We start from the raw sequence: 25,981 nt of genomic DNA, 5'->3' as shown, positions 1-25,981 counted from the left end.
TTCTTTAGAAAATAAAAAGGTCACTCCTAAAATGAGTGACCTTAATAATAACACTAACTTTAATGATTGATGATTAATCTTGTTCTTGTTTTTTCAAAGCTGCACCAAGAATATCACCAAGAGAAGCACCTGAATCTGTAGAACCATATTGTGCAACAGCTTCTTTTTCCTCTGCAATTTCTAAAGCTTTAATCGATACTGAAATTTTACGTGTTTTTTTATCAAATGCTGTGATGCGAGCATCAACCTTTTGCCCAATTGCGAAACGCTCAGGACGTTGCTCATCACGATCACGCGCGAGATCAGCACGCCGAATGGTTGTCTCAAGGTTGTGATCAATCAATTTCACACCAATGTCATTGTCGTTAACAGCAATCACTTCGCATGTTACAACAGCACCTTTTCGCAATTCGCCAGAAGCAGCTGCTTCTCCAACTTTATCGCTGGAAAGCTGCTTAATTCCAAGAGAAATGCGCTCTTTTTCAATGTCAACATCAAGGACCACAGCCTTAACGATATCGCCTTTATTATAAGTATCAATAACTTGTTCACCAGGACGGTTCCAATCAAGATCAGACAAATGAACCATACCGTCAACATCGCCTTCAAGCCCAATAAACAGACCAAATTCTGTTTTATTTTTAACCTCTCCTTCAATTTGCGAATTGACAGGAAATTTATTGGCAAAAGCTTCCCATGGATTTTCAAATGTTTGCTTTAAGCCAAGAGAAATACGCCGTTTAGAAGGATCAATCTCAAGAACAACCACTTCTACTTCTTGTGATGTAGACAGAATTTTTCCAGGATGAACATTTTTCTTTGTCCAGCTCATTTCAGAAACATGGATCAGCCCTTCGATTCCTGGTTCAATTTCAACAAAACCACCGTAATCAGTAATGTTGGTAACAGCACCCGTAATTTTTTTACCAATCGGATACCGGACACTGATGCTTTCCCAAGGATCACTTTCAAGCTGTTTCATTCCAAGAGAAATACGGTGCGTGTCTTGATTAATGCGAATAATCTGAACTTTAATCGTTTGGCCAATTGTGAGCACCTCAGATGGGTGATTAACACGCCGCCATGCCATATCTGTAACGTGCAAGAGACCATCAATCCCACCAAGATCAACAAAGGCACCATAATCTGTAATATTTTTCACCACACCTTCAACGATTTGGTTTTCTTCAAGATTTTGTACGATTTCTGAACGTTGCTCAGCGCGACTTTCTTCTAAGACAGTGCGACGTGAAACCACAATATTGCCACGACGACGATCCATCTTCAAAATTTCAAAGGACTGTGAATTATGCATGAGGGGTGAAACATCACGAATGGGACGAATATCAACTTGGCTGCGAGGCAAGAAAGCAACGGCACCATCAAGATCGACTGTAAAACCACCTTTTACTTGGCTAAAGATCACTCCATCAACGCGTGCACCAGCATTGAATTTTTCCTCCAAACGGACCCAACTTTCTTCGCGCCGTGCTTTTTCACGCGATAAAACAGCTTCACCCATCGCATTTTCAATGCGTTCAATGTAAACCTCAACTTCATCGCCAACTTGCAAAGAACCATCTTTTGCTTTAGCTCCAAATTCTTTGAGAGGAATACGTCCTTCGACTTTAAGACCAGCATCAATAATGGCCATGTCTTTTTCGATTGCAATAACACGACCTTTAACAACAGATCCTTCATTAAGATCATTAGTTTGAAAAGATTCTGTTAAAAGGGCTTCAAAATCCGCTGTTGTGGGATTGTATTGTGACATAAGAACTCCTAATATATACCTTGTATTATAAGGTATGAGCGCTGGGTTAGTGTTAACATAAGCAACTTCTTAGCCTTTTTCCTTGAATAAAGGAAAAAAAGTTAGCGCTAGGCTGGAAGTTACCTTAACGAATTTATCCAATTATATGCATTTTTATGATTGGATCAATAAAACTGCATGCAACTTCAAATGTTGCTTCTATACTCAATTCTGACGTATCAAGCAAGTGGGCGTTTTTTGCTGGTTTTAATGGACTTTGTTTGCGCGTTATATCGCGACTGTCGCGCTGTTCAAGTTGAGCTAGGATTTCATGATAATTTGCTTGAACACCTTTTTTTAAAATCTCTTGGTAGCGACGTTTGGCGCGTGTTTGGACATTGGCTAGAATATAAAACTTGATATCGGCATCAGGACAAACAATAGTTCCGATATCACGCCCATCAAGCACACAGCCGGGCAAAACTTTAGCAAAGTTGCGTTGTTTTTCGACAAGAATTTTGCGTACAGCAGGATTAATTGCTATTTTTGAAGCCGCTTCACCAAGTTCATGAGAAGAAAGAAGAGAAGGATTTAAGGTATTAAAATCAAGTTCTTTAGCATAAATAATAGCATTTTTTTCATCATTAAGAGCTAAATTTTGTTGTAAAAGCGTATGAGCAACACTACGATAAGTAAGACCAGTATCGAGATGGCGAAGGCGATAATGTGCAGCAATTTTGCGTGCTAAGGTTCCTTTGCCTGAGGCTGCAGGTCCATCAATGGCGATAACAAAAGGCTTCAAGCGATTTTTCCCCCAAGTTGTTTTATAAAAGGAATAAATTCTGGAAAGCTCGTAGCGATCATTCGTTTATCATCAATAGTAACAGGTTTTTCTGATACAAGCCCAAAAATGAGAAAACACATAGCAATTCGATGATCAAGATGTGTGGAGACATGTCCACCACCCAAACCTTTGGCAGAACCTGTTCCATAAACAATAAGAAAATCTTGACCTTCTTCACAGTCTACGCAATTAATTTTGAGTCCTTGAGCAACAGCAGACAGTCGATCTGATTCTTTTACACGCAACTCTTCAATTCCTAGCATTACTGTTTTGCCTTCTGCAAAGGCTGCTGCTACTGCCAAAGCAGGATATTCATCAATCATCGATGGAGCACGTTCTTTGGGCACCGTAACGCCTCTAAGGACCGATGATTTTATTCGTAGATCAGCAACATCCTCTCCACCTGTTTGACGTCGGTTCAAAAATTCAATTTGAGCACCCATTTCCCACAATGTTTCGATAAGTCCTATTCGAGAGTTATTTATCAAAACATTTTCAATGGTGATATCAGAGTCTTCTATAAGAAGGGCTGCGATAATTGGAAAAGCAGCAGAAGAAGGATCCCCCGGAATATGAATCGTTTGCCCAGTAAGATGGGGTTGACCATTAAGGTGAATCAAACGCGCACCTTCGTTATCTTTTTCTATTTCAAGTTGCGCACCGAATGCTTTTAACATTTTTTCCGTATGATCTCGTGTCAGAACTGGTTCAATAACAGTTGTAATGCCGGCGGTATTGAGTCCAGCAAGCAGGATTGCTGATTTAATTTGGGAGGAAGCTATTGGAACACGGTAACGAATCGGATTAGCCATTTTCGGACCATAAAGCGTTAAAGGAAGATGATCGTCGCGCGTTGCCTCAATTTCAACCCCCATGAGACGCAGTGGATCAAGGATACGTCCCATTGGACGTTTAGAGAGAGAAGCATCACCAATAAAGGTTGTTTTCATATGATACGGACCAACCATTCCCATAACCAAACGAGCACCTGTTCCAGCGTTTCCAAAGTCTAAAGGTTTTTGTGCAGCTAAAAGGCAACCATTCCCTGTTCCTCGTATGATCCAGAAGTCATCTTTTTTAATAATACAGGCACCCATAGCTTGCATAGCAGCAGCTGTATTGAGTACATCAGCGCTTTCAAGTAATCCATGAATATATGTCTCACCACTTGCTAATCCTCCCAATATAAGAGAGCGGTGAGAGATTGATTTATCTCCTGGTATTTGAATTTTTCCAGAGAGACTACTCGATTTATAGGTGGTTATAGGGATTGCTTTTTGCATGGAAATTCTATTTAATTCTATCTAACTTTTATGAAATTGTGCATCCTTTAGCACATGCTTTAAAAGACGTCATGAAAAAATCACTGTGGAACAGTGTATTTATCTTTGACAAAGGTATTATTTTTCGATTAAGCACCATAAAATTTATCTTTTAATGGAATAATAGTTAATCAAAGAGGCACGGTTTATGGCAAAACAAGAACTTGGAACTAAACGTGTTGATCCAGAAACAGGAAAAAAATTTTACGATCTAAATCGCGATCCTATTGTGTCGCCCTATACAGGAATTTCTTATCCGCGTTCTTACTTTGAAGTTGCAGCAGCTGAAGCAAACAATGAGGAAGAAGTTGATACTGAAGAGCTTGATACAGCACTTGAAAAATCTGCTTTTATGCTTCTTGAAGAGGATGATGAGGATTCTAAAGATGACGATCTTCCTGATTTAGAAGATAGTGATGTAGATCTTGGTGATGATGATGATACATTTTTATCTCATGATGGTGACGATGAAGATGATGACGTTACTAATATTCTCGGAGGCGGTGTTTCTAATGATGACGATGCTTAAGAGAAATAAAAAAGGACATCTTTTCCATTGAATGTAAATTCTTCTTGATCTTCAACTTTGATCGTTCTAGAAAAGTTGGAATTGTATACTGTCCTTTTGGAAAAATTTGTTTTTATAGGGGCTATAGCTCAGCTGGGAGAGCGCTTGCATGGCATGCAAGAGGTCAGCGGTTCGATCCCGCTTAGCTCCACCAAAAGGACAAACTGTTCTATCAAGGGAATCAATTATAATAAAGGATGTGTACATCAATTTAAAAGGTTTATTTGCTATTTAATCATAATTCCAATAGCGCTTGTTCCTTGCATTTTAATGATATTATAATACGTTTTTAATCATTTGTTGGATTATAAAATTTTACTGTTGCAACCGTGAAAGTAGATAATTCTTTTATGTTTTGCACAGAAATAGAAAATGTGCTGTTTAACCTACGCCTTGTCTTCAAGGACAAAGTTTGAATTTCCTTTACCACAATATTTCCACAAAATCATAATATGTTGGCTACCGATATCTTTTTAAAAGGTATGAAGTGCTTAAACAAAGAGTAGAGAATAAAATATTAAAATATACTTCTCAATTATTGAAAATTAGAGCTTTTTTTGAGTATTTTTAATCTGATCAGATGTCCTGCCAAAAAAATTACTCACTTTGATTAGCATCTACCTGCTCAATACTAAGGTATATTAACGCTTAAATAATATATTGAATCAATTGTTTTTTTCCTTGTGCATCACAAGAAAGGTTGAGGTGTGAGAGCAAAGTAGCGCCATCATTATTGTGCTAATTCCCAATGTTGGCGATAATTCTTACATTTTAGAATGTTCATAAAAAACATTTTTAGTCTTTTCTTTCACAGTTTTTATCCACATGCCAATTGCGCTTGTTATGTGCAAACCAATGGTTTTATTGATTCAACCTCAAGAGATCTGAAACGATAAAACCCTACGTCATTCGAAATTCTTACTTTAATATGAATAACGATATATTATCTTTATAAATCAATATGCTTAAACAATTTAAGAAAAAGAATAAAAATGCTTCTCATAAATATTCTCAAATGCAAAAGCTATCACAACATTGGAGACTGACTTGTTACTTCATAGGCGCTACAAATCTTTCTCTGAATACTCCCTACCCTGAATATTCATTGTGTGTAAAGTTGCATATACCTTATCATCCTATAAACGATAGTGTTTTTACAATACAATAAGATAACGTCTTTCAATTAAAATGGACTGGATGGACGAGTATGTTTTATTTCATACAATACTAAATATACTTAGTTCTTTTGAGGACTGTAGCGCCCTCTTTATACAAAACAACGTTTTTTCGTTTAATGCATTTCTCGTTTTTTTATATTGAATATTTCACCCTTTTTATGATGCCCGAATTGCATTTGTTTTAATTGCTATTTTATACGCTTAACAAAGAAAATATTCATATAATAATCAGCCAGTAATACGCATAATGAAAATAAAAAATGATATTATATTTTAAAATTTTTCTTCAATAACCTCTAGTACTTAGCCCAATGCGAAATGCCAGCGCTAAATAGAAGATAGTTTCCATTGTAAATTTTTTAAACAAAGGAGGTAAAAATGTCGAGAGTATCTTCAAATATATTGTGTATTGCAAAAGCTTTCTGTTGCTTGAGTTTATTCTAAAAAATAACAATTTATTTCATTGAATGATCAGAAAAACGAGACAGCCTTGTCGTATCATAAAAAATTTTTCCCTCAAATGATTTTACCACATCAATTCCCTGATTGAGATTTTCAAAAATCTTCCCTAATGCCATCCACATCTTTTTAATTGCTGTTCATAGAGCCTCGATATCCTTGCCATGCGCTGTGCTGCCTGTGAGAGTGCCGTAGTGGCATGCCCGCCACTACGCGCATAAGCACCATGTCCCATATGATAATTTAAGTAAAGGCTATATGCATCATCAAATCTCACCCCATTGCGTTGAACACTTTGGCGATGATACCAAGCAACAAAATCAGCAGCATCTGCGAAATTCGTACGCCATGCAAAAGACTTTCCTGTCGAGCGAAGATACATTGCCCATGTACTGTCAAGCGCTTGAGCATAACCATAAGCTGTCGACCGACGCTTCCATGGGATAAAACCAAGTAGTTTTTTGCGTGGAGGACGTGCATTGTGACGAAAGCTCGATTCCATCTTAATGGTTGCAAGAATGATAGGCATAGGAATTCCATAGCGCATTTCCGCTCTTTGAGACACTTTACCCCAATTGTCAAAAAAACCATTTTTTTGTGCCAAAATAGCACAAGCATTATTTGTGTGGATGGGAGTGGTTGTTGCACATCCCTCTAGCAAAAACACCAGTGCCCCTAAAAACAAAAGGTGTCGCATATTCCTATTCCTCTCGTTTAAGAAATAAAACAAGATAGAGATACTAAAAAATGATTACCAATCAATAAAGAACATGATCTAACTTGTGATATTTAAGAAGCTTGCTTTGCTTTATTCCTCATCAGCAAAACGCAATGTTTGCGACTGAGCTAATGTTGTCATTTTTGTTGGTTCAGAGTAATTTTCTTTTAATTCAACAGTTTCAATGCGATTTGCCCGTTTCATAATTTTGGAGGACGATATCAAAATTCCCTCTATATCTTCACCTGCTTTGTGAAAGTGCTTCTGTAATGCGCGAACACGCATATCCATTCGTCCAAAATCTTCCATCAATTTTGCTACTTCTGATTGAATTAAATGCGCTTGTTCACGCATCCGCGCATCTTTCATAATGGTTTGTACCACTTGGACAGAGAGCATCAACAAAGATGGTGAAACAATAATCACATGAGCTCTATTGGATTTTTGTACCAATGCCTCAAAGTCCTCATAAATTGTTGCAAAAATCGATTCAGATGGCACGAAAAGGAAAGCAGTGTCATGAGTTTCTCCAGGAATCAAATATTTTTGTGCAATATCACGAATATGGACTTCCATATTGGTACGAAATTGGCGTTCTGCCTCTTGACGCTCTTGCGCTGATTCTGCCTTACGCATAGCATTCCAAGCCTCCAGAGGGAATTTAGCATCAACAACAAGAGAAGGGGCTTTATTGGGCATATGAATGAGACAATCTGGGCGCTTTCCATTAGAAAGAACGGCCTGAAAAGCATAAGCGTTTGTTGGTAAGGCATCGGCAATAATAGCTTCCATCCGCCCCTGACCGAAAGTACCACGTGTCTGCTTATTGCTTAAAATAGACTGTAACTGAACAACTTGTCCCGTAAGCGATTGAATATTATTTTGTGCCGCATCAATCACTGCTAAACGCTCTTGCAAACGATTCAAATTTTCATAAGTGGATTTAGTCTGTACCTGAAGTGTTTGGCCTAAGCTTGTTGTCATCCCATTGAGTTGCTCACTGAGTGATTTATTCAATTCAGCCTGCCGTTGACCAAAAATTTCCGCCATCGTTTGCATTCGCCCTTGCATTTCAGCTTGTGTTTTCAGCAAGGTAGCCATCTGCATTTGTGCCTCACGTGCGCGTTCAGCAATTTCATTTTCCAAAAATGCTTTTTTTCGATGAGAATGTATCAACATAAAAAATGCCAAACAGACAAGTATAAATAAAAGCAAAAGCACTAGTTTAGAAAAAAAATCACCAGCGAGTATGGAAAAAAACGAATCAAACATAAATTGTAATATAACGCTCTTATTGTAAAAAAACGCAAGAATCCGTTATTCAATATTGACCAATAACAAACCATTGATTAATCTCTACTTATGCCTATGCCAATGAGATCTTTAATTACTTTACCTGATCCGATTTTACGGGAAGTGTCCAAACCTGTTGAGCAGGTCGATTCATCTCTCCAAAAACTTGCAGATGACATGTTGGAAACCATGTATAATGCTAAGGGCGTTGGTCTTGCTGCTATTCAAATTGGTATACCGCTACGTATGTTGGTTATAGATGTCTCTGGAAATTCTGAAGATGAGCAGAAAAAACCACTTGTTATTATCAACCCTGAAATTTTATGGCTTTCAGATGAGCGTAATATTTACAAAGAAGGTTGTCTTTCTATTCCTGATTATTTTGCAGAGGTTGAACGTCCTAAACGCCTTCGTGTTCGCTATCAGAACCGTGAAGGAAAACAAACAGAAATTGAAGCAGACGATCTCTTAGCAACTTGCTTGCAGCATGAAATTGATCATTTAGATGGGCGCCTTTTTATTGATTACATTTCAAAGATCAAACGCGATATGGTGATACGAAAATTTAAAAAACGCGCAAAAGAAAAAAACATGCAGGAAGCAGTTTTGTAATGGCTTTACGATTAAGTTTTATGGGAACACCAGATTTTTCTGTTCCTATTTTACATGCTTTACTGGATGCAGGTCATGATGTTGTTGCTGTTTATAGTCAACCCCCTCGCCCAGCAGGACGTCGAGGGCTTAAATTAATCCCCTCCGCTGTTCACACCGTAGCAAAAGAGAAATCTATACCCATCTTTACACCTCAAACACTTAAAACAATCGAACAACAGGAGCAATTTGCAGCACTTTCTGTTGATGCTGCTATTGTGGTGGCTTATGGACTCCTTTTACCCAAAGCTATTCTCGAAACGCCGCGTTTTGGTTGTTTTAATGCCCACGCTTCACTCTTACCACGTTGGCGTGGTGCTGCGCCTATTCAACGAGCAATTATGGCTGGTGATAAAGAAACAGGTATCATGATCATGAAAATGGATGAAGGACTTGATACGGGGCCTATCGCTCTTTCTCGCTCCATCCCCATTACGGATAACACCACCACTGCTGAGCTTTCAAACAGACTTTCACATATTGGCGCAGAACTTATGGTAGAGACTTTATCCACTCTTGAAAAAGGACGACTTAAACTGACCCCACAATCAGAAGAAGGCATCACCTATGCCGCCAAAATTAGAAAAGAAGAGACCCGCATTGATTGGACAAAACCAGCAGAGTTTATTCATAGGCATATTCGCGCGCTCTCTCCCTCTCCTAGTTGCTGGTGCAATATGAATATCGGTGGACGAGAAGAACGTGTAAAAATTTTTGATAGTCGCTTAACAACAGGTCCTTCTCTTGAAATTGGACGGATAGAACCAGATTCTTTGATTATCCATTGTGGGCAAGGACGGATAGAAATAACCTCTCTCCAAAGATCTGGCGGTAAAATTCTTGATAGCGCAACCTTTTTGCGAGGTGCTCATATTTCTGCTGTTTTTTAAGATGCCACGTTTTAAACTCACTCTTGAATATGATGGTTCAAATTATGCTGGTTGGCAGCGTCAAGCAAAACTTCACACGATACAAGGAGCTCTTGAACAAGCGTGTTTTTGCTTTAGTGGACAACAATTGACCATAACAACAGCAGGACGAACGGATGCGGGCGTACACGCTACCGGACAAGTTGCGCATGTTGATTTTGAAAAAAACTGGCTCTCCCATACTGTACGAGATGCGCTCAATGCTCTTTTACGTAAACAGGGAGAGGCGATTTCAATCTTAAATGTAGAAAATGTCCCTGATGACTTTGATGCACGATTTTCCGCAACCAAACGCCATTATCTTTTCAAAATCCTCAATCGTCGCTCTCCACCAGCTTTAAATGCCAAACGCGTGTGGTGGTTGCCAAAGCCTCTTAATGCTGACGCCATGCATGAAGCTGCGCAAAAGCTTGTAGGACAACATGATTTTACAACTTTCCGTTCAGCACATTGCCAAGCCAAAAGCCCTATTCGCACCCTTGAACGCCTCGATATTCAAAGAGAAGGTGAAGAAATTTTTCTTTATGCACAAGCTCGTTCTTTTCTTCATCATCAAATCCGTTCATTCGCAGGAAGCCTCATGGAAGTGGGTATTGGACGTTGGTCAGCTCAAGATCTCGAAGCAGCTCTTCATGCTAAAGATCGTAAACGTTGTGGTGTTGTTGCCCCCCCCTCAGGACTTTATTTAACCAAAGTAGAGTATTAATGATCCTTCAAGAGTGAGCGTCTCAAAAGTCGTTAAGGCAGTTTATAAAAAGAACGAATTTCTTCAAAAGCTTCTGCTGCTGTATTAACAAATTTCACAAAATTAACATCAGTAGGAGAGATTGTACCTTGTGCAGACAGATACTCAAAATTGATAGTATTGCTCCAAAATTCTTTGCCAAACAATAAAATTGGTACCTGTTTCATACGCCCTGTCTGTACTAAAGTTAACGTCTCAAACAGTTCATCCAGAGTCCCAAATCCGCCAGGGAAAATGGCTAGGGCTTTCGCTCGTACTAAAAAATGCATTTTGCGCATCCCCAAATAATGAAAATTGAAACACAAATGCGGCGACACATACGAATTAGGCTCTTGCTCATGTGGTAAAATAATATTCAAGCCAATCGTTGGGGCACCAACATCACAAGCACCACGATTTCCCGCCTCCATGATTCCTGGTCCGCCCCCCGTAACAACCACAAATTCACGATATTCTGTCGTAGCAGAATAAAGTGAGCACAAACGCGCAAACTCTCTTGCTTCATCGTAATAATGTGACATAGCATGCAAATTTTTCTTTTGTATTTCATTTTTTGCAGCCCACGCTGCTTGCCCAGGTTCAGGAATACGCGCACCACCAAACAAAACAACTGTTGATTGAATATCATATTCTTTAAGGGTTATTTCCGGCTTTAAAAATTCAAGACTAATACGTTGTGAGCGCAGCTCTGGACGCATCATAAAATCTTGATCGATATAGGCTAAACGATAAGTAGACGAACGCATTTGTGCTGAATTAGAAACTTTATGTATTTGTTGTAGAGCATCCTTCGCATGGAGAAGTGGTGCCCAGTTTTCTTGCTCTGCTTTTCTTTTTTCTTTACAGCTTTTTTTCATACACCTGTCCTACTTCCTCATCGTTTTATTGACTGAACACATTTCTTCGCGTAGTTCATAGAGAATAAATCTTGAAGCTTTCAACTTGTTTAACGGAACTCTCGTCATGACCCATATCACACAACTTGAAATTATTATCGAACAAGCTTTTGATGATCGCGATTCTATCGATACTACCACAAAAGGCGAAATACGTGAGAGTGTTGAACATGCATTGAACCTTCTTGATAAAGGTGAAATTCGTGTTGCAGAACGACACAAAAATGGACAATGGCATGTTCATCAATGGTTGAAAAAAGCGGTTTTACTCTCTTTTCGGCTCAATCCTATGCAAATTATTACTGGTGGAATCAATGGGACACATTGGTGGGATAAAGTTCCTTCAAAATTCTCTGGTTGGCAAGAGGCAGATTTTAAAAGTGCTGATTTCCGTTCCGTTCCTGGAGCCATTGTACGTCATTCTGCTTACATTGCACCCAATGTTATATTGATGCCATCCTTTGTCAATCTTGGTGCTTTTATCGATGAGGGCACAATGGTTGATACATGGACCACCGTTGGTTCTTGTGCACAAATTGGTAAACATGTCCATCTTTCTGGCGGTGTTGGTATTGGAGGTGTTTTGGAACCACTGCAAGCAAATCCAACAATCATTGAAGATCATTGCTTTATCGGTGCTCGCTCTGAAATTGTTGAAGGCTGTATTATCCGTGAAGGTGCTGTTTTGGGAATGGGAGTCTTTATTGGAAAATCAACAAAGATTATTGATCGTACAACAGGTGAAATTTTTATTGGTGAAGTACCAGCCTATTCAGTGGTTGTACCAGGTTCTCTCCCTGGAAAACCTTTACCAAATGGTGAAGCAGGACCTAGCCTTTATTGTGCTGTTATTGTAAAACGTGTTGATCAAAAAACACGAGAAAAAACATCCATTAATGATCTTTTACGTTCTTAGACACAAGATTAATGCATAATAATATTTCATCGTTTTTTAACTTGAATAATAACCTCGAATACAAGGATTCTCTCATTTCAAATCCTTTCATAGTGAATCAATCACTATCATTTCCTGCTCGTCTCATAAACACTGTTGGTGTATGGGTAAGAAGCACTTTAAGAAAAGAATAAAAATGTCTTTAATGAGTTTTCTCAAGCACCATGTGTCTTTATGACAATAAATATGGTTATGAGTTTTATGTCATTCACGGAAGCTTTACCGTTATACTTTCTACGCACGCTATCGTGAAATGAGGTCGAGTGTATTGAGAGATATTTATTAAAATACGTGCACAAATATGCAACACAAACGCATTTTGTTTAAAGCATTCTGTTTTACATGAGAAAGTGACACCATTACGCAATACACAAAAACATAAAGCACGGCGCAATTCTATTTAAAGTGTCCTTTAAACACCTGAACCAATCGACAAAAGCAAAAGCGCAATCAATGAGAGAAAATACTCCTTTTTTCATTATTTGTTCATTTTGAGCGCTTGAATAAATGCTGATTGTGGAATTTCTACTTTTCCAAATTGGCGCATCCGCTTTTTGCCTTCTTTTTGCTTTTCCAAAAGTTTGCGCTTACGCGTAACATCACCCCCGTAACATTTCGCTGTTACATCTTTACGCAAAGCACGAATCGTTTCGCGCGCTATAACTTTACCACCAATAGCCGCTTGAACTGGAATCTGAAACATATGCTGGGGAATAAGATCTTTCAGTTTTTCACACATGGAACGCCCGCGCTTTTCTGCAATCGTGCGGTGAACAAGCATCGATAATGCATCAATAGGCTCTCCATTCACCAAAATAGACATTTTAACTAAATCACCTTCTGCATAATCTGTCATTTGATAATCAAAAGAAGCATAACCCTTTGAGATTGATTTTAGCCGGTCATAAAAATCAAAAACAACTTCATTCAGTGGTAAATCATACGTTACCATAGCACGGGTTCCAACATAGGACAAACCAACCTGTACCCCGCGCCGCTCTTGGCATAGTTCTAAAATTGACCCAAGATAATTATCAGGAGTCATGATTGTCGCCCGAATCCACGGTTCTTCTATGGAAGAAATTTTAACCACATCAGGCATATCCGCTGGATTGTGCAACTCTTTAACAGAACCATCATTCATATTCATGCGATAAACAACCGAAGGTGCTGTCGCGATTAAATCCAAATTAAACTCACGCTCTAATCGCTCTTGAATAATTTCAAGATGCAGAAGTCCCAAAAATCCACAGCGAAAACCAAACCCCAAAGCCGCAGATGTTTCCATTTCAAAAGAAAAACTCGCATCATTTAAGCGTAATTTGCCCATGGCTGCACGCAAATCATCAAAATCGGCAGCATCAATTGGAAAAAGTCCACAAAAGACAACCGGTTGCGCAGGCTTAAAACCAGGTAAAGCATTTTCACAAGGACGGCGCTCTTCAGTAATCGTATCCCCAACCCGTGTATCTGCTACCTCTTTGATAGAAGCAGTGATAAAACCAATCTCGCCCGGTCCTAATTCATCAACCTGTACCATTTTAGGTGTAAAAACCCCAACGCGCTCAACTGGATATTTTGCTCCTGTACCCATCATACGAATGGTTTGGCCTTTTTTTAAAATACCATCTATCACCCGTACCAAAACAATAACACCAAGATATGCATCATACCAGCTATCAACCAACATTGCTTTCAAGGGATTTGCAACATCGCCTATATGTGGAGGTGGTAATTGTGCAACAATTGCCTCCAAAACATCAGGAACACCCAAACCTGTTTTTGCTGATATTTCTACTGCTTGAGATGTATCAATGCCTATTACATCTTCAATTTGTTCTTTAACACGCTCAGGTTCTGCTGCTGGAAGATCAACTTTATTGAGAACAACAACCAACTCATGGGAATTATCAATGGCTTGATAAACATTTGCTAACGTCTGCGCCTCTACGCCTTGGCTCGCATCCACCACCAACAGAGAACCTTCACAAGCTGCCAATGAACGCGAAACCTCATAAGCAAAATCCACATGACCAGGTGTATCCATAAGATTTAAAATATAGGTTTCACCATTCTTTGCCTTATAGTGTAAACGTACCGTTTGTGCTTTAATAGTAATTCCACGTTCACGCTCAATATCCATGGAATCGAGTACTTGTTCTTTCATCTCACGTGTATCAAGCCCACCTGTTATTTGAATCAAACGATCAGCTAAAGTTGATTTGCCGTGATCAATATGCGCCACGATGGAAAAATTACGAATATAATTACGATCTATTGTCATATAAGGCGATTTAGCAAAGAATAATACAAAACGCAAAGACCAATTATGTTCCGGCTTCTATCAAAATAATATAAACCTAAAAAGCTTCTCAAAACACAACTTTTTATAGCCTAAAAAATGAGGCTTTTGTTTGCTAAATTAAATCCAAGGGTGCTAAAATGATCCTTTCACATCTTATTTGATAACTCATATGCTGTAGTAAGCCGGCACCATCACACACTTTGCCAGCCTCCAATATTACGACGATCCTTTACACTTGAAAAAGTTTATAAGAGATATGCCTTTCTTGTACAGTCTTTACCCACATGCCCCCCACCCACTTGTGATGTGTAAGCAAGTGATTTGGATTGATTTAACATGAAAATGATTTGACGTGAGAAAATTTTACGGTATTCAGGGTTCTAATTCAATGTGAATAGTGCTATATTATAATTATAAATCAATGTATTATCATATTTATATGATGGGCGTGTATATCACTTAGGCTTGCAATAAATTCGCAAGAAATGCTTTTTTATTTGTACGCAATAATCTTCTTTTTTAGTAATCTTATATAAAATAATATGAATATCGCGGGAGTTTCTTCTCAATTTTTAAAACTTTAGAAATATGCTCTATTGAGTCATGTTTTTATATAACTCCTTCCTTCCTCCATTAAACATAAAGCACACCAATCCTCTTCGATTCATTGGATAACACATTGATTTATAATGATCGTTTATTGTTTTGCGATTTAAATTAAAACTCTGAATATCGCGAGCCTCTCTCATTTTAAATCTTCTCATAATGAATCAATAAATTTTTTGCTTCCCCATTATAAAACAGAGCTAGTGTATGGATAAAAACGTTTAAGAAATGAGTAAAAATGCCTCTCTCTTTCAAATGCCAAAGGCTATCATAATATTGAGAACTGATAAAGAAAATGCTAGTGCCCTTTATTTTAAGTAAAATGATAATGCTCTGTGGTTTTTCTATACTTCATGCGGACTGTCAATGAATATGATGTATATTGAGAAAATTATCTTTTAAAAAACGCTTTGTTATGGGGATACTTTGGGCGTTCTATTTTGCATGAGAAGCGTAACTCTATTAAAGGACAAAAGAAATAACGTGCGACAGTGCGTAATTCTCATTATTCAAAAACATTACCGTAGATGTTTTTGAAAGTTGTTAAAGCCAAATTTAAACATGATCGTAAAGATGAGCGTTAATTTTTACCTTTATATCACCTCATGCTTTGGCTCAATAAAGGTTGTCTTCCCGTTTCAGAAGTTAGGCAAACAGATACATGCAAAAGCTGGAATAACTTATAGAACTTCTTAATCATCTTAATATTAAAAAAGCTTCAAAAATGAAAACTCTACAAGCAAAAATCTCATGCAATAAAATCATAATAAAAAAATGTATAGCTAATCAATTTTTTTAATTGCTTTATTTTTTTTACGCCATTGTGAAGGTTGTAATTCAGCCACAATTATCCCAATCAGAATAAGCAAACCGCCCAATAAAGCTAAGGGAGATAAATGTTCGCCAGCCAAACGCCCAACAATACCAGCCCATACCGGTTCACCTGCGTAAATGAGTGTCGCACGCGTAGGGGAAATAGACTTTTGTGCCCAATTCATAGCTAATTGAATGATGGCACTCATTAATGCCAATCCTATACCAATATTAAACCACACCCACGAAAATTCAGGGATGCTTTCACCCATCAAAGGCATACAAGCAAATGAAAACAAACCACTAAAAAATAACTGAATAATGGTTACACGCCGACTATCAACCTTGTTCGCAAAAATTCCGATGAGTATGACTTCTCCAGCAATCGCTAAAGCGCCTAACAAAGTTAAAATTTCGCCTTTTGAAAAATCAAAATTTCCCGGCTTTTGTCCTGAAATAAATACAAGCCCAATAAAAGCGAAAATAATACCAATCCAACAAGCTAAACGGGGAGGTTTTTTAAAAACAATCCATTGCAAAATTGGAACCATCGGTACATAAAGCGCTGTGATAAAAGCTGACTGACTACTAATAATTGTTTGAAGTCCAGCTGCTTGAAAAGCATAACCAAAAAACATGGCTAAACCTATCGCCATCCCAGCGAAAACTTCATAAACAGTTATACCTTTTATAGAGCGCCAAAAAATTACCCCACATATAAGAGATGCAACAATAAAACGAAATCCAACAAAAAACAGAGGACCACTATAGCGTACCGCAATGTGAATGACTAAAAATGTAACGCCCCACAATATTGTCGCAGTAAATATTGCCAATTCTGGCTTACTTAATAAAGGATATTTAAACTGTTTTAGATTCACCATGAAAAACTTTCTCTTCCAATTTTCCCCACAATTTATGAAACAATAAGCGTTCCAACTCCCTGTTCGGTAAACAGCTCTAGTAAAACAGAATGAGGAGTTTTACCATTTAAAATGACAACACCTTCCACGCCATTTTGAAGGGCTTTTATACAAGTCTCTACTTTTGGAATCATGCCTCCTGAAATTGTCCCATTTTTAATAAATTTCTCAGCTTCAGAAACTGTCAATTCTTTTAAAAGTTTACCCTGGTTATCCAAAACACCAGGAACATCAGTGAGAAATAAAAGGCGTTTAGCCTCTAATGCACCAGCAATAGCTCCAGCAAAAATATCAGCATTAATATTATAAGTTTTACCATCGCGTCCTGGAGCCACAGGAGCAAGAACCGGTATCATTTCAGAACATGCTAAAAGATCTAGCAATGTGCGGTCAACTTCAACAGGCTCACCAACAAACCCCAAATCTAAAACACGTTCAATATGCGAATCAGGATCAATGACAGTTTTATAAGCCTTTTCGGCAAAAACCATATTGCCATCCTTGCCGCATAATCCTATTGCCCATTCTCCCTCAGCATTGATGAGAGCAACAATTTCTTTATTTATGGAACCCGCTAAAACCATTTCAACCACTTCAACGATCCGCTCATCGGTTACCCGTAATCCGTTTTCAAATCGCGATTCAATCCCCATTTTCATTAAAATTTCAGCAATTTGAGGCCCACCACCATGAACAACAACAGGATTAATCCCCGATTGCTTTAATAGAGCAATATCACGCGCAAATGCTCGCCCCAAAGCAGGATCACCCATAGCATGGCCGCCATATTTTACCACGACCGTTTCATTTTCATATTTTTGCATATAGGGTAAAGCAGACGATAAAAATGCTGCTTGTTTTTCCAAAACATCTACATCACCGTTTTTAGCATCATCCATCAATAGAGCCTCCTCATCACTTTTTACCATCTCTTAATGAAATTTAGGAAAAGTGAAAACAATAAAACCAAACTTTACTCTACCCACCCCCCTGAAAATCGTCAATTTTCCTCTAAATTACGAAAAAGGAATAGCGAAATGAAATACAAAAGCTTCCTTTAAAAATTGACAGCGAAAAATTAAACAAAATAGGCGTAAAAAAACGTCATTATTTTATGATCTTATATATAAAATTGAAAAGCAAAATTTTGAAGCTACGCTGCACATTCAACTCATTATTTTATCCCTATGGATACTTAACAATGAATAGGAATATATACAACCATTGATTTTGTAAGATAAAAATAAAGTTTCTTATAATAATAAAATTAACATATTCCTAAGATAAGAAATCACTCAACTGCTTTATAGCTTATCCCAATAAACTATAACTTTGGTTTTAAAAATTTGACTTTTTCTCAATCATTAAACATGAGGAAATGTCGATTGAACGCTCCTCATGGAGAATCATAATAAGTTGATTTATAATAATAATTTATCTTTTTATATCGTAAAATCGAAAAAAGGCTTTGCAACATTATCCATATATTATGATAGCTCCTCAAAAGCATCTTCGTAAAAGCATTTAATTGTTTAGATTACTCTCTTCGTAAGGTTTTATAAAACTTCTCATTTTTCATGATCGGTCATTAAGTTTTTCTTTCTGCATAGCGATACATGCTTGAATTATTCAATGTTTTTTAGAATTGTTAATTCTTTTAATGTATTATTTTAATTATGTTATTTTATGAAAAAAGATTCATTTCGTAAATTTCTCTTTCCATATCACTAACAATTTCAATAATATATCGTGCTGTTTTCTAAGCATATTGTGCTATTTTTTTATTGTATTTATTTTTTCTTTTTAAAGGTAACTTCCTCTATCTTCCCACCAACTTTTTATTATGCCAATAAATTCAATTAAGTGAATTCCATCGAATCTGTTTCCCTACAAGAGAGATACATAGAATACCTCAAAACGTGTTTTGTTATGTCTTCTTTAGCATTAAACACACATTATCTCATTCCACAATTTCTTTGGAACAAAATAAACTTGATTATAGCGTTTTTTATTATCTGGAAGAAGTATTTATGACATCAGAAATACAAAACTAAATCCGCATCTAAAAAGACATGATTACGGCTAAAAGCTAAGATGAGGCATGTAAAAGCTATTCCAAATAAAATAACCCTTATTTTAAAGGAAGCAGTGATTAAAACTATGAAAAATGCCAAAAATAAAATCGGTTATAAGAAGTTGATACTTTATTTGAAATAAGATGGATTGCCTAACAGCTTATTTAGCGTTTCTTGGCAAGCTGCTACCTATTTTACAGTTTTATTATAGAGCCTTTAAAAAGAAATACAAAAAATACTGAATGCATAAAGGCAGTTATCATGACACTGGCAATATTTATTATCAATCACTCAATTGCGTTCTTATATGGATAAGCCCTTTTTAAAATGTCATAGACACTCAAAAATAAGACTTATCCATAAAACTCATGAAATATAAAAACTATCAGCAGCAGGAGTTTATCCTAAATTAGCTGTCTCTCTCTTTTCTTTTCAAGAAAAAATGCTTTTCAAAGACAATGAGATAATAGAAAACTTAATGAAAATAACTTTCCTACAGCTCTCTCTAATTATTCTGAGAACATTCACATATTTTAACCAGAAATATTTTCAAAAAATTCTTTCATACGTGAAAAAAAACCATGTGATTGCGGTGAATTTTCATGATTTGAGAGCTTTTCAAATTTTTGCAACAATTCACGTTGTTCTTGCGTTAATTTCTGCGGTGTCTCAATCGTGATATGGATGTAAAGATCACCCCTTGCTTGCTGACGGCGCAACATGGGCATACCTTTGCCTCTAAGGCGGAATTGACGTCCATTTTGTGTCCCTTCTGGAATCTTAACGCGTGCTTTAACACCATCAAGGTCGGAAACTTCAAACTCTCCTCCTAAAGCAGCTGTTACCATTGAAATAGGAACGCGACAGTGAAGATCTGCTCCTTCTCGCTGAAAAAACTCATGCGGTTTAATGGAAAGGAAAATATAAAGATCACCATTGGGGCCACCACGAATACCAGCATCACCCTCACCAGAAAGGCGAATACGCGTTCCATCTTCAATACCAGCTGGAACATTTACGCTCAATGAACGTTTTTTCTCTATGCGTCGTGTCCCCTGACATTTGGGGCATGGATCCGTAATAGTTTCACCACGTCCATGACATGAAGGACATGTTCGCTCAATAGAAAAGAAACCTTGTGCTGCACGCACACGACCAGATCCATGACATATTCCACAAACTTGCGGCTTAGAGCCCTTTCTCGCTCCTGATCCCTCACAAACATCACACGTGACGGAACTGGGAATATTAATTTCTGCAGTTTTTCCTGAAAATGCCTCTTCTAAAGTCACTTCCATATTATAACTCAAATCTGCACCACGTTCGCGACTGTCACCACGCTTACGGTGTGTCCCTCCCATAATCTCACCAAAAAAGTCTTCGAAAATATCCGCAAATCCACCACCAGCAGCAAAACCGCCAAAGGGATTTGCTCCCCCTTGACCACCGCTATTTTCAAAGGCCGCATGGCCAAATCGATCATAAGCAGCACGCTTCTGAGGATCTTTAAGAACTTCATAGGCTTCGCCAATTTCTTTGAATTTTCGCTCTGCCTCTTTATCCCCCGCGTTGCGATCAGGATGATATTGCATTGCCAACTTACGAAAAGCAGATTTCAACTTTTTATCATCACATTCGCGAGTCACGCCAAGAATTTCATAATAGTCAACCTTCATCATGTATTCCTGATAATTTTTCTGTCATCCATCTTTATGGATAATATTGCTTTTAATTTATATTTTTAGCAACAAAGTTGCAACTTATCTCAAATAATAAAGCCCAGCCTTATATTTCAAAGGCCGGGTTTATCAATTAATCAACACATATGCTGACACTATTTCTTCTTATCATTAACTTCTTCAAAATCAGCATCAACAACATCATCATTCTTTGCCTCTGTTTCAGTGTCAGCGCTCGCTGCTTGTGAGGCTTCGTACATAGCCTGTCCAAGCTTCATACTGACTTCTGCTAATTTTTGCATCTTTGTTGTTACTTCTTCCGTATCACTGCCTTCAAGCGCAGATTTCAAATCAGATATTGCTGTTTCAATCTGTCCCTTTTCTTCAGCTGATACTTTATCGCCATATTCATTGAGCGACTTTTCAGTTGAATGAATAAGAGCCTCCGCTTGATTTCTAGCTTCAACACCTTCACGGCGTTTTTTATCCTCAGCCGCGTGCTCTTCTGCATCCTTTACCATTTTTTCAATATCAGCATCACTTAAACCACCTGATGCCTGAATACGAATTTGATGCTCTTTACCTGTTCCCTTATCTTTGGCCGAAACATTAACAATACCATTCGCATCGATATCAAAAGTAACTTCAATTTGAGGTATACCACGTGGTGCTGGAGGAATACCAACAAGATCAAATTGAGCCAATAACTTATTATCACTTGCCATTTCCCGTTCACCTTGGAAAACACGAATCGTCACAGCACTCTGATTATCATCAGCTGTCGAAAAAACTTGCGATTTTTTTGTTGGGATAGTGGTATTGCGCTCAATAAGGCGTGTGAAAACCCCACCCAAGGTTTCAATACCCAAAGATAAAGGCGTTACATCTAGCAACAACACGTCTTTGACATCGCCTTGCAATACACCTCCTTGGATGGCAGCACCCATTGCGACCACTTCATCAGGATTAACACCTTTGTGTGGATCCTTACCAAAGAAGCTCTGCACGACTTGCTGAATCTTGGGCATACGTGTCATACCACCTACTAAAACAACTTCGTCAATTTCACCAGCCTTTAATCCAGCATCTTTCAACGCAGCTTTACAAGGCTCGATGGTACGCTGCACTAAATCGTCAACGAGAGATTCAAATTTTGCCCGAGTCAATTTCATTGTTAAGTGCTTGGGACCTGATTGATCTGCCGTGATAAATGGTAAATTGATTTCTGTTTGCTGTGACGAAGAAAGCTCAATCTTTGCTTTTTCTGCCGCTTCTTTTAAGCGCTGTAAAGCTAATTTATCATTTTTCAGATCAATTCCTTGCTCTTTTTTGAATTCATCTGCAAAATAACCAACTAGGCGCATATCAAAGTCTTCACCACCTAAAAACGTATCTCCATTGGTTGATTTAACTTCAAAAACGCCATCTCCAATTTCAAGAACTGAAATATCAAATGTACCACCACCAAGATCGTAAACTGCTATTGTTTTTCCGTCTTTTTTGTCCAAACCATAAGCTAAAGCAGCAGCAGTTGGCTCATTAATAATCCGTAAAACTTCAAGTCCAGCAATTTTACCCGCGTCTTTCGTAGCTTGACGTTGCGCATCATTAAAATAAGCAGGAACCGTAATAACAGCTTGTTCAACTTTTTCACCAAGATAAGATTCTGCTGTTTCCTTCATCTTTTGCAAAATCATAGCTGAAATTTGCGACGGAGAATATTTCTTTCCCGCTTCTTCAACCCATGCATCACCATTGTCACCTTTAACAATTTTATAAGGCACAAGTGCTTTATCTTTTTCAACCATAGGGTCATCAAAACGGCGCCCTATCAAACGTTTAACTGCAAAAACTGTCCCTTCAGGATTTGTCACCGCTTGCCGTTTAGCAGGCTGCCCAACAAGCCGCTCCCCCCCATCAGTAAAGGCAACAACGGAAGGTGTTGTTCGCGCTCCTTCTGAGTTTTCAATAACTTTTGCGTTTTTGCCATCCATAACAGCCACACAAGAGTTCGTTGTCCCCAAATCAATACCAATTACTTTTGCCATATTATAATCTCCATTCAGCAAGCTACCTCAACCTTCATAAAGCATCTTTTTAAGATAGCTCCTCATAACACCTAAAGCCCGTATATTGCTTCAAGCAACATAAATAATAATAAACTGCAAGTCGCAACAAGCCTTGCTGCCTCGTATATAAGAACAGGCTTTTATTGCTACAAGAGAATAATGAGAGAAACATCTCCAAAATAAAAAATTTATTTTAAAATAGGCGCTCTAATGACCCATAAATACCATATTTATGAGAGACTTGAGATTATAATATATTTTTCTTGCAATTCTCAACAAATATATCTTTCTATAAAAATTAAAAAAATAAAAGAGCGATTGCACTCTCGCTCTTGATCTTCTCATCATTGATAAAATGATACTCCCGTAAAAGCTTTTTAAAAGGCGAATAATTTATATCACGAATATTATAAATTTTTCTTGGACTAAAATAATCATCATATCTAATGCTCACATCTGTAAAGGTATTATCCATCGATCTCCTTTCAAAAATTCTCCTTCTAACGGTCTCATTGTTTGCGGTTATTTGAAATCTATGCTTTAAACTCACCTAAAGCGTTTTTTCTTATACTATATAATTTTGAACTTTGAAAATATATAAAAATGCCTCTGTATAAACGCTTTAAAATGCCAAGAGCTGTCATAATATTAAAATTGGTAAAGTGGTTGATGATTGTTCTATATTATATTTATTAAGCAAAATAGCAGTGCATCATAGATTTTATACCATTTACAAATATTATTTATGAGATGAACACGGAAGCGTTGAGAGGTGTGTTGTCGTTGTAAACCTTACTGCCTTCCTTTAAAATCAAATAATTCTATGATTTTTATTCTCATATTCAAATCAATTTCATTTTAGTATTTCTTTCTTTTATTTTAAATAAAAGCTCTGCTAAAATAAAAAAATATTCAAAGTGTGAATCTTATGAAGGAGGGTAAATCAATGATGACATCTATTATTAAGAAAATAACAAATCTCATCTTTAAGAATATAATCCATACACAATATCCATACAAAAAGGTTATCATAAATATCGTGTGTGCTCTTCTCTTTGCTGGTATAACCCTGCCAGCAGGTGCTCAGCAATATAAACTTGGCGACATAGAAATTCTCAATCCTTGGACACGAGAAACACCTAAAGGTATAAGAGTTGGTAGCGGTTATCTCTATATTATTAATCACAGTAATACCCCAGACCGTTTGGTTTCTATTTCCACAAACGGAGTAAAAACAACAGAGATACACTCTATGGCTGTCGTTAATGATATTATGAAAATGGAAAAAATGCACAATGGCATTGAAATTCCGGGAAATGGAGAAATCACGCTTAAGCCTGGCGGTGATCATATTATGTTTATGGGGCTTTCAAAACCATTCAAGTTAGGTGATAAAATTAGCGCAAAATTGACATTTGAGAAAGCAGGAACCATTGATGTTGATTTCTCTGTAAACGCTATGAAAGTACCATCACCTTCTAAATCCTCTCTTGTTCACTAAGCTCCTTTTATATAAATACACAATAAATACACACTTTATAAAATGAAGGAGCGTGAATTTTTTTTACGCTCCTTTATTTTTTGTTTAATGCCATCAGTAAAAAATTATCCTCTTTGATGAATTAACTATGGTCAATTTCAGGAATACGTAAAACTTGTCCAGGATAAATTTTATCGGGAGATTTTAGCATTGGCTTATTGGCTTCAAAAATAAATGTGTTTTTATTACCTTGCCCTTTTCCATAAACCTCTTCAGCAATTTTCCAAAGATTATCACCAGATTTAACCTCATAAAAGCGAGAAGTTTTTCTAGGCGTTGTATCTATAACCTTTAATTGATCAACATCTACAGAAGAGATACCTTGTGCATTGCCAACAACCAGCAGTGCTTTTTCAAGTGTTTCCCTATCTGGAACTTCACCGCTTAAAATAGCTTTACCGTCTTCAACTTGAATATTGACTTTTTCTGTACCGAGTTGAAAATCATCAAATGCTCTTTTAAAATCTTTTTCTTTTGGTTCATGGTCCCCAATACCTAACTTTTCCCCTACAGTTTTAATAAAATTAAAAAATCCCATTACGACCTCCTTTCGTGTAGCAGAAACAAATTTTTGTGCATATATTGCCACATTCTTTTCTTTGCTCTTAAAACACATAGGCAGATTTTCTAAACTTCAACAATCAAAACTACATCTGTTCAATTATGAGACAAATACAATAATAAACTTTGTAATAAACCTTGATAAAAAAAGCCTTTATGAAAATTTTCTCTCAAATGAAGGGATCTTAATAGACATAGAAACATTATAAATTATGAAAGCAAAACAAGATTTTACAGTAATGACAAAAGGTTTTTTACTTTGCTACAATTTGTATCATATTTGTTTTGCAAAAAAAATATGAACTCCCATATAAATAAGTGTGGGTAATTTGCTACCACAGCAATAGAAAGGTCTAAGAAACCATGAAAGATACACCAACAATCACACAAACGATTGTACTTGTTGATGATGATCGCAATATTTTGACATCTTTATCTTTTGCGCTTGAGACAGAAGGATATCGGGTTGAAAGCTATACAGATGGAGCATCTGCACTCAAGGGTCTCACACTTCACCCTCCACACTTAGCTATTTTTGATATTAAAATGCCCCGAATGGATGGGATGGAACTTTTGCGTCGTTTGCGTCAAAAATCTGATCTTCCAGTTATTTTTCTCACCTCTAAAGATGATGAAATTGATGAATTATTTGGTCTCAAAATGGGAGCTGATGATTTTATTACTAAACCTTTCTCCCAACGTCTTCTTATTGAACGCGTGAAAGCTATTTTGCGCCGTTCTAATGCACGTAACCAACCGCTTTCTACAGGAACTTCTTCCACCTCTTCTCTCAAACGTGGAGATCTTGTGATGGATCAAGAACGCCATACCTGTACATGGAAAGATAAACCTGTTATTTTAACCGTTACGGAATTTTTGATTCTGCAAACCTTAGCACAAAGACCAGGAGTTGTAAAAAGTCGTGATGCTTTAATGGATGCTGCCTATAGTGATCAAGTCTACGTAGATGATCGCACCATTGATAGTCACATTAAACGTCTGCGTAAAAAGTTTAAACAAGTGGATGATGATTTTGCAATGATTGAAACACTTTATGGTGTAGGTTATCGTTTCCACGAGGTATAAAACTACTTTGTCG

Annotated in this window: 21 protein-coding genes and 1 tRNA gene; 8 read left to right on the top strand and 14 right to left on the bottom strand. The window is 37.3% G+C overall.

Going from position 1 to position 25,981, the window contains the following annotated elements; all coding sequences use genetic code 11:
- Positions 1-73 precede the first annotated feature (73 nt).
- The 3 genes from rpsA to aroA form a co-directional block, all read right to left on the bottom strand.
- Entirely contained in the window at positions 74-1,774 is a 1,701-nt protein-coding gene (gene rpsA / locus ACFILH_RS06640; protein ID WP_026500132.1) for a 30S ribosomal protein S1, read from the bottom strand.
- A gap of 133 nt (positions 1,775-1,907) precedes the next feature.
- Positions 1,908-2,555 carry a (d)CMP kinase gene (gene cmk / locus ACFILH_RS06635; RefSeq protein WP_375617510.1) on the bottom strand — a complete coding sequence of 216 codons (648 nt, stop codon included), beginning with the start codon at positions 2,553-2,555 and terminating at the stop codon, positions 1,908-1,910.
- Positions 2,552-3,880: a 3-phosphoshikimate 1-carboxyvinyltransferase gene (gene aroA, locus ACFILH_RS06630; RefSeq protein WP_375642996.1), complete on the bottom strand. Its 1,329-nt coding sequence runs from the start codon at positions 3,878-3,880 to the stop codon at positions 2,552-2,554. Before aroA ends, cmk begins: the two co-directional genes overlap by 4 nt.
- Before the next feature lie 187 nt (positions 3,881-4,067).
- Between aroA and ACFILH_RS06625 the strand changes: the two genes are divergently transcribed.
- The gene (locus ACFILH_RS06625) at positions 4,068-4,448 is read left to right on the top strand and encodes a TIGR02300 family protein (RefSeq protein WP_273790244.1); all 381 of its coding nucleotides are present in this window, start codon (positions 4,068-4,070) and stop codon (positions 4,446-4,448) included.
- 117 nt (positions 4,449-4,565) lie between these two features.
- Positions 4,566-4,641 (top strand) — tRNA-Ala (locus ACFILH_RS06620).
- Between the two features lie 1,479 nt (positions 4,642-6,120).
- Here ACFILH_RS06620 and ACFILH_RS06615 read toward each other — a convergent pair.
- The 3 genes from ACFILH_RS06615 to ACFILH_RS06605 all read right to left on the bottom strand — a co-directional run bounded on the left by ACFILH_RS06615 (position 6,121) and on the right by ACFILH_RS06605 (position 8,114).
- A complete protein-coding gene (locus ACFILH_RS06615) occupies positions 6,121-6,243 on the bottom strand; it encodes a hypothetical protein (RefSeq protein WP_375630550.1) in 123 nt (40 codons plus the stop codon).
- Positions 6,234-6,821 carry a hypothetical protein gene (locus ACFILH_RS06610; protein WP_273790243.1) on the bottom strand — a complete coding sequence of 196 codons (588 nt, stop codon included), beginning with the start codon at positions 6,819-6,821 and terminating at the stop codon, positions 6,234-6,236. The genes ACFILH_RS06615 and ACFILH_RS06610 overlap by 10 nt, the downstream gene beginning before the upstream one ends.
- 111 nt (positions 6,822-6,932) lie before the next feature.
- A complete protein-coding gene (locus ACFILH_RS06605; protein WP_273790242.1) occupies positions 6,933-8,114 on the bottom strand; it encodes a DNA recombination protein RmuC in 1,182 nt (393 codons plus the stop codon).
- A gap of 96 nt (positions 8,115-8,210) precedes the next feature.
- Between ACFILH_RS06605 and def the strand changes: the two genes are divergently transcribed.
- The 3 genes from def to truA are packed head-to-tail and all read left to right on the top strand — an operon-like array spanning position 8,211 to position 10,421.
- Entirely contained in the window at positions 8,211-8,747 is a 537-nt protein-coding gene (def, locus tag ACFILH_RS06600; protein ID WP_273790310.1) for a peptide deformylase, read from the top strand.
- Complete coding sequence (gene fmt / locus ACFILH_RS06595) at positions 8,747-9,676, top strand: methionyl-tRNA formyltransferase (protein WP_375637218.1); 930 nt, start codon at positions 8,747-8,749, stop codon at positions 9,674-9,676. The genes def and fmt overlap by 1 nt, the downstream gene beginning before the upstream one ends.
- Position 9,677: 1 nt before the next feature.
- Positions 9,678-10,421 carry a tRNA pseudouridine(38-40) synthase TruA gene (truA, locus tag ACFILH_RS06590; RefSeq protein ID WP_375637220.1) on the top strand — a complete coding sequence of 248 codons (744 nt, stop codon included), beginning with the start codon at positions 9,678-9,680 and terminating at the stop codon, positions 10,419-10,421.
- Positions 10,422-10,453: 32 nt separating this feature from the next.
- Here the strand turns inward: truA and ACFILH_RS06585 are convergent, their stop codons facing one another.
- Positions 10,454-11,317: an LOG family protein gene (locus ACFILH_RS06585; RefSeq protein WP_375637222.1), complete on the bottom strand. Its 864-nt coding sequence runs from the start codon at positions 11,315-11,317 to the stop codon at positions 10,454-10,456.
- A gap of 106 nt (positions 11,318-11,423) precedes the next feature.
- On the opposite strand from ACFILH_RS06585, the gene dapD reads away from it, so the two are divergent.
- Positions 11,424-12,272: a 2,3,4,5-tetrahydropyridine-2,6-dicarboxylate N-succinyltransferase gene (gene dapD, locus ACFILH_RS06580; protein ID WP_375630559.1), complete on the top strand. Its 849-nt coding sequence runs from the start codon at positions 11,424-11,426 to the stop codon at positions 12,270-12,272.
- A gap of 517 nt (positions 12,273-12,789) precedes the next feature.
- Here dapD and lepA read toward each other — a convergent pair.
- The 6 genes from lepA to ACFILH_RS06550 all read right to left on the bottom strand — a co-directional run bounded on the left by lepA (position 12,790) and on the right by ACFILH_RS06550 (position 23,256).
- Positions 12,790-14,595 carry a translation elongation factor 4 gene (lepA, locus tag ACFILH_RS06575; protein WP_375643000.1) on the bottom strand — a complete coding sequence of 602 codons (1,806 nt, stop codon included), beginning with the start codon at positions 14,593-14,595 and terminating at the stop codon, positions 12,790-12,792.
- A 1,409-nt stretch (positions 14,596-16,004) separates the two neighbouring features.
- The gene (locus ACFILH_RS06570) at positions 16,005-16,919 is read right to left on the bottom strand and encodes a DMT family transporter (RefSeq protein ID WP_375666839.1); all 915 of its coding nucleotides are present in this window, start codon (positions 16,917-16,919) and stop codon (positions 16,005-16,007) included.
- A gap of 32 nt (positions 16,920-16,951) precedes the next feature.
- On the bottom strand, positions 16,952-17,857 hold the full coding sequence (gene argB / locus ACFILH_RS06565; protein ID WP_273790235.1) for an acetylglutamate kinase: 906 nt from the start codon (positions 17,855-17,857) through the stop codon (positions 16,952-16,954).
- A 1,709-nt stretch (positions 17,858-19,566) separates the two neighbouring features.
- Positions 19,567-20,709: a molecular chaperone DnaJ gene (gene dnaJ, locus ACFILH_RS06560; protein WP_273790234.1), complete on the bottom strand. Its 1,143-nt coding sequence runs from the start codon at positions 20,707-20,709 to the stop codon at positions 19,567-19,569.
- Positions 20,710-20,867: 158 nt separating this feature from the next.
- Positions 20,868-22,760, bottom strand: a complete 1,893-nt coding sequence (gene dnaK / locus ACFILH_RS06555) for a molecular chaperone DnaK (protein ID WP_273790233.1) — start codon at positions 22,758-22,760, stop codon at positions 20,868-20,870.
- Between the two features lie 319 nt (positions 22,761-23,079).
- On the bottom strand, positions 23,080-23,256 hold the full coding sequence (locus tag ACFILH_RS06550) for a hypothetical protein (protein ID WP_375637224.1): 177 nt from the start codon (positions 23,254-23,256) through the stop codon (positions 23,080-23,082).
- A 471-nt stretch (positions 23,257-23,727) separates the two neighbouring features.
- Between ACFILH_RS06550 and ACFILH_RS06545 the strand changes: the two genes are divergently transcribed.
- Positions 23,728-24,282, top strand: coding sequence for a copper chaperone PCu(A)C (locus ACFILH_RS06545; RefSeq protein WP_273790231.1), 555 nt, complete (start codon positions 23,728-23,730; stop codon positions 24,280-24,282).
- Between the two features lie 121 nt (positions 24,283-24,403).
- Here ACFILH_RS06545 and lysM read toward each other — a convergent pair whose 3' ends face one another.
- Positions 24,404-24,859 carry a peptidoglycan-binding protein LysM gene (lysM, locus tag ACFILH_RS06540; RefSeq protein ID WP_375667548.1) on the bottom strand — a complete coding sequence of 152 codons (456 nt, stop codon included), beginning with the start codon at positions 24,857-24,859 and terminating at the stop codon, positions 24,404-24,406.
- Positions 24,860-25,245: 386 nt separating this feature from the next.
- Here lysM and ACFILH_RS06535 point away from each other — a divergent pair, with 386 nt between their 5' ends.
- Positions 25,246-25,968 (top strand): response regulator transcription factor, encoded by a 723-nt coding sequence (locus ACFILH_RS06535; protein ID WP_005774392.1) that lies wholly within the window; start codon positions 25,246-25,248, stop codon positions 25,966-25,968.
- Positions 25,969-25,981 lie beyond the last annotated feature (13 nt).

The organism is Bartonella sp. CL435QHHD, assembly GCF_042195095.1.
GTDB lineage: Bacteria > Pseudomonadota > Alphaproteobacteria > Rhizobiales > Rhizobiaceae > Bartonella.
Note: the sequence above shows the minus strand (reverse complement) of the source record. Positions and strands in the feature narration are given on the sequence as shown.

Coding starts and splice junctions, on each gene's coding strand:
- rpsA (WP_026500132.1), bottom strand. CDS start 1,774: ATGTCACAATACAATCCCACAACAGCGGATTTTGAAGCCCTTTTAACA.
- aroA (WP_375642996.1), bottom strand. CDS start 3,880: ATGCAAAAAGCAATCCCTATAACCACCTATAAATCGAGTAGTCTCTCT.
- ACFILH_RS06625 (WP_273790244.1), top strand. CDS start 4,068: ATGGCAAAACAAGAACTTGGAACTAAACGTGTTGATCCAGAAACAGGA.
- ACFILH_RS06615 (WP_375630550.1), bottom strand. CDS start 6,243: ATGGCATTAGGGAAGATTTTTGAAAATCTCAATCAGGGAATTGATGTG.
- ACFILH_RS06610 (WP_273790243.1), bottom strand. CDS start 6,821: ATGCGACACCTTTTGTTTTTAGGGGCACTGGTGTTTTTGCTAGAGGGA.
- ACFILH_RS06605 (WP_273790242.1), bottom strand. CDS start 8,114: ATGTTTGATTCGTTTTTTTCCATACTCGCTGGTGATTTTTTTTCTAAA.
- def (WP_273790310.1), top strand. CDS start 8,211: ATGCCAATGAGATCTTTAATTACTTTACCTGATCCGATTTTACGGGAA.
- fmt (WP_375637218.1), top strand. CDS start 8,747: ATGGCTTTACGATTAAGTTTTATGGGAACACCAGATTTTTCTGTTCCT.
- truA (WP_375637220.1), top strand. CDS start 9,678: ATGCCACGTTTTAAACTCACTCTTGAATATGATGGTTCAAATTATGCT.
- ACFILH_RS06585 (WP_375637222.1), bottom strand. CDS start 11,317: ATGAAAAAAAGCTGTAAAGAAAAAAGAAAAGCAGAGCAAGAAAACTGG.
- dapD (WP_375630559.1), top strand. CDS start 11,424: ATGACCCATATCACACAACTTGAAATTATTATCGAACAAGCTTTTGAT.
- lepA (WP_375643000.1), bottom strand. CDS start 14,595: ATGACAATAGATCGTAATTATATTCGTAATTTTTCCATCGTGGCGCAT.
- ACFILH_RS06570 (WP_375666839.1), bottom strand. CDS start 16,919: ATGGTGAATCTAAAACAGTTTAAATATCCTTTATTAAGTAAGCCAGAA.
- argB (WP_273790235.1), bottom strand. CDS start 17,857: ATGGATGATGCTAAAAACGGTGATGTAGATGTTTTGGAAAAACAAGCA.
- dnaJ (WP_273790234.1), bottom strand. CDS start 20,709: ATGAAGGTTGACTATTATGAAATTCTTGGCGTGACTCGCGAATGTGAT.
- dnaK (WP_273790233.1), bottom strand. CDS start 22,760: ATGGCAAAAGTAATTGGTATTGATTTGGGGACAACGAACTCTTGTGTG.
- ACFILH_RS06550 (WP_375637224.1), bottom strand. CDS start 23,256: ATGGATAATACCTTTACAGATGTGAGCATTAGATATGATGATTATTTT.
- ACFILH_RS06545 (WP_273790231.1), top strand. CDS start 23,728: ATGATGACATCTATTATTAAGAAAATAACAAATCTCATCTTTAAGAAT.
- lysM (WP_375667548.1), bottom strand. CDS start 24,859: ATGGGATTTTTTAATTTTATTAAAACTGTAGGGGAAAAGTTAGGTATT.
- ACFILH_RS06535 (WP_005774392.1), top strand. CDS start 25,246: ATGAAAGATACACCAACAATCACACAAACGATTGTACTTGTTGATGAT.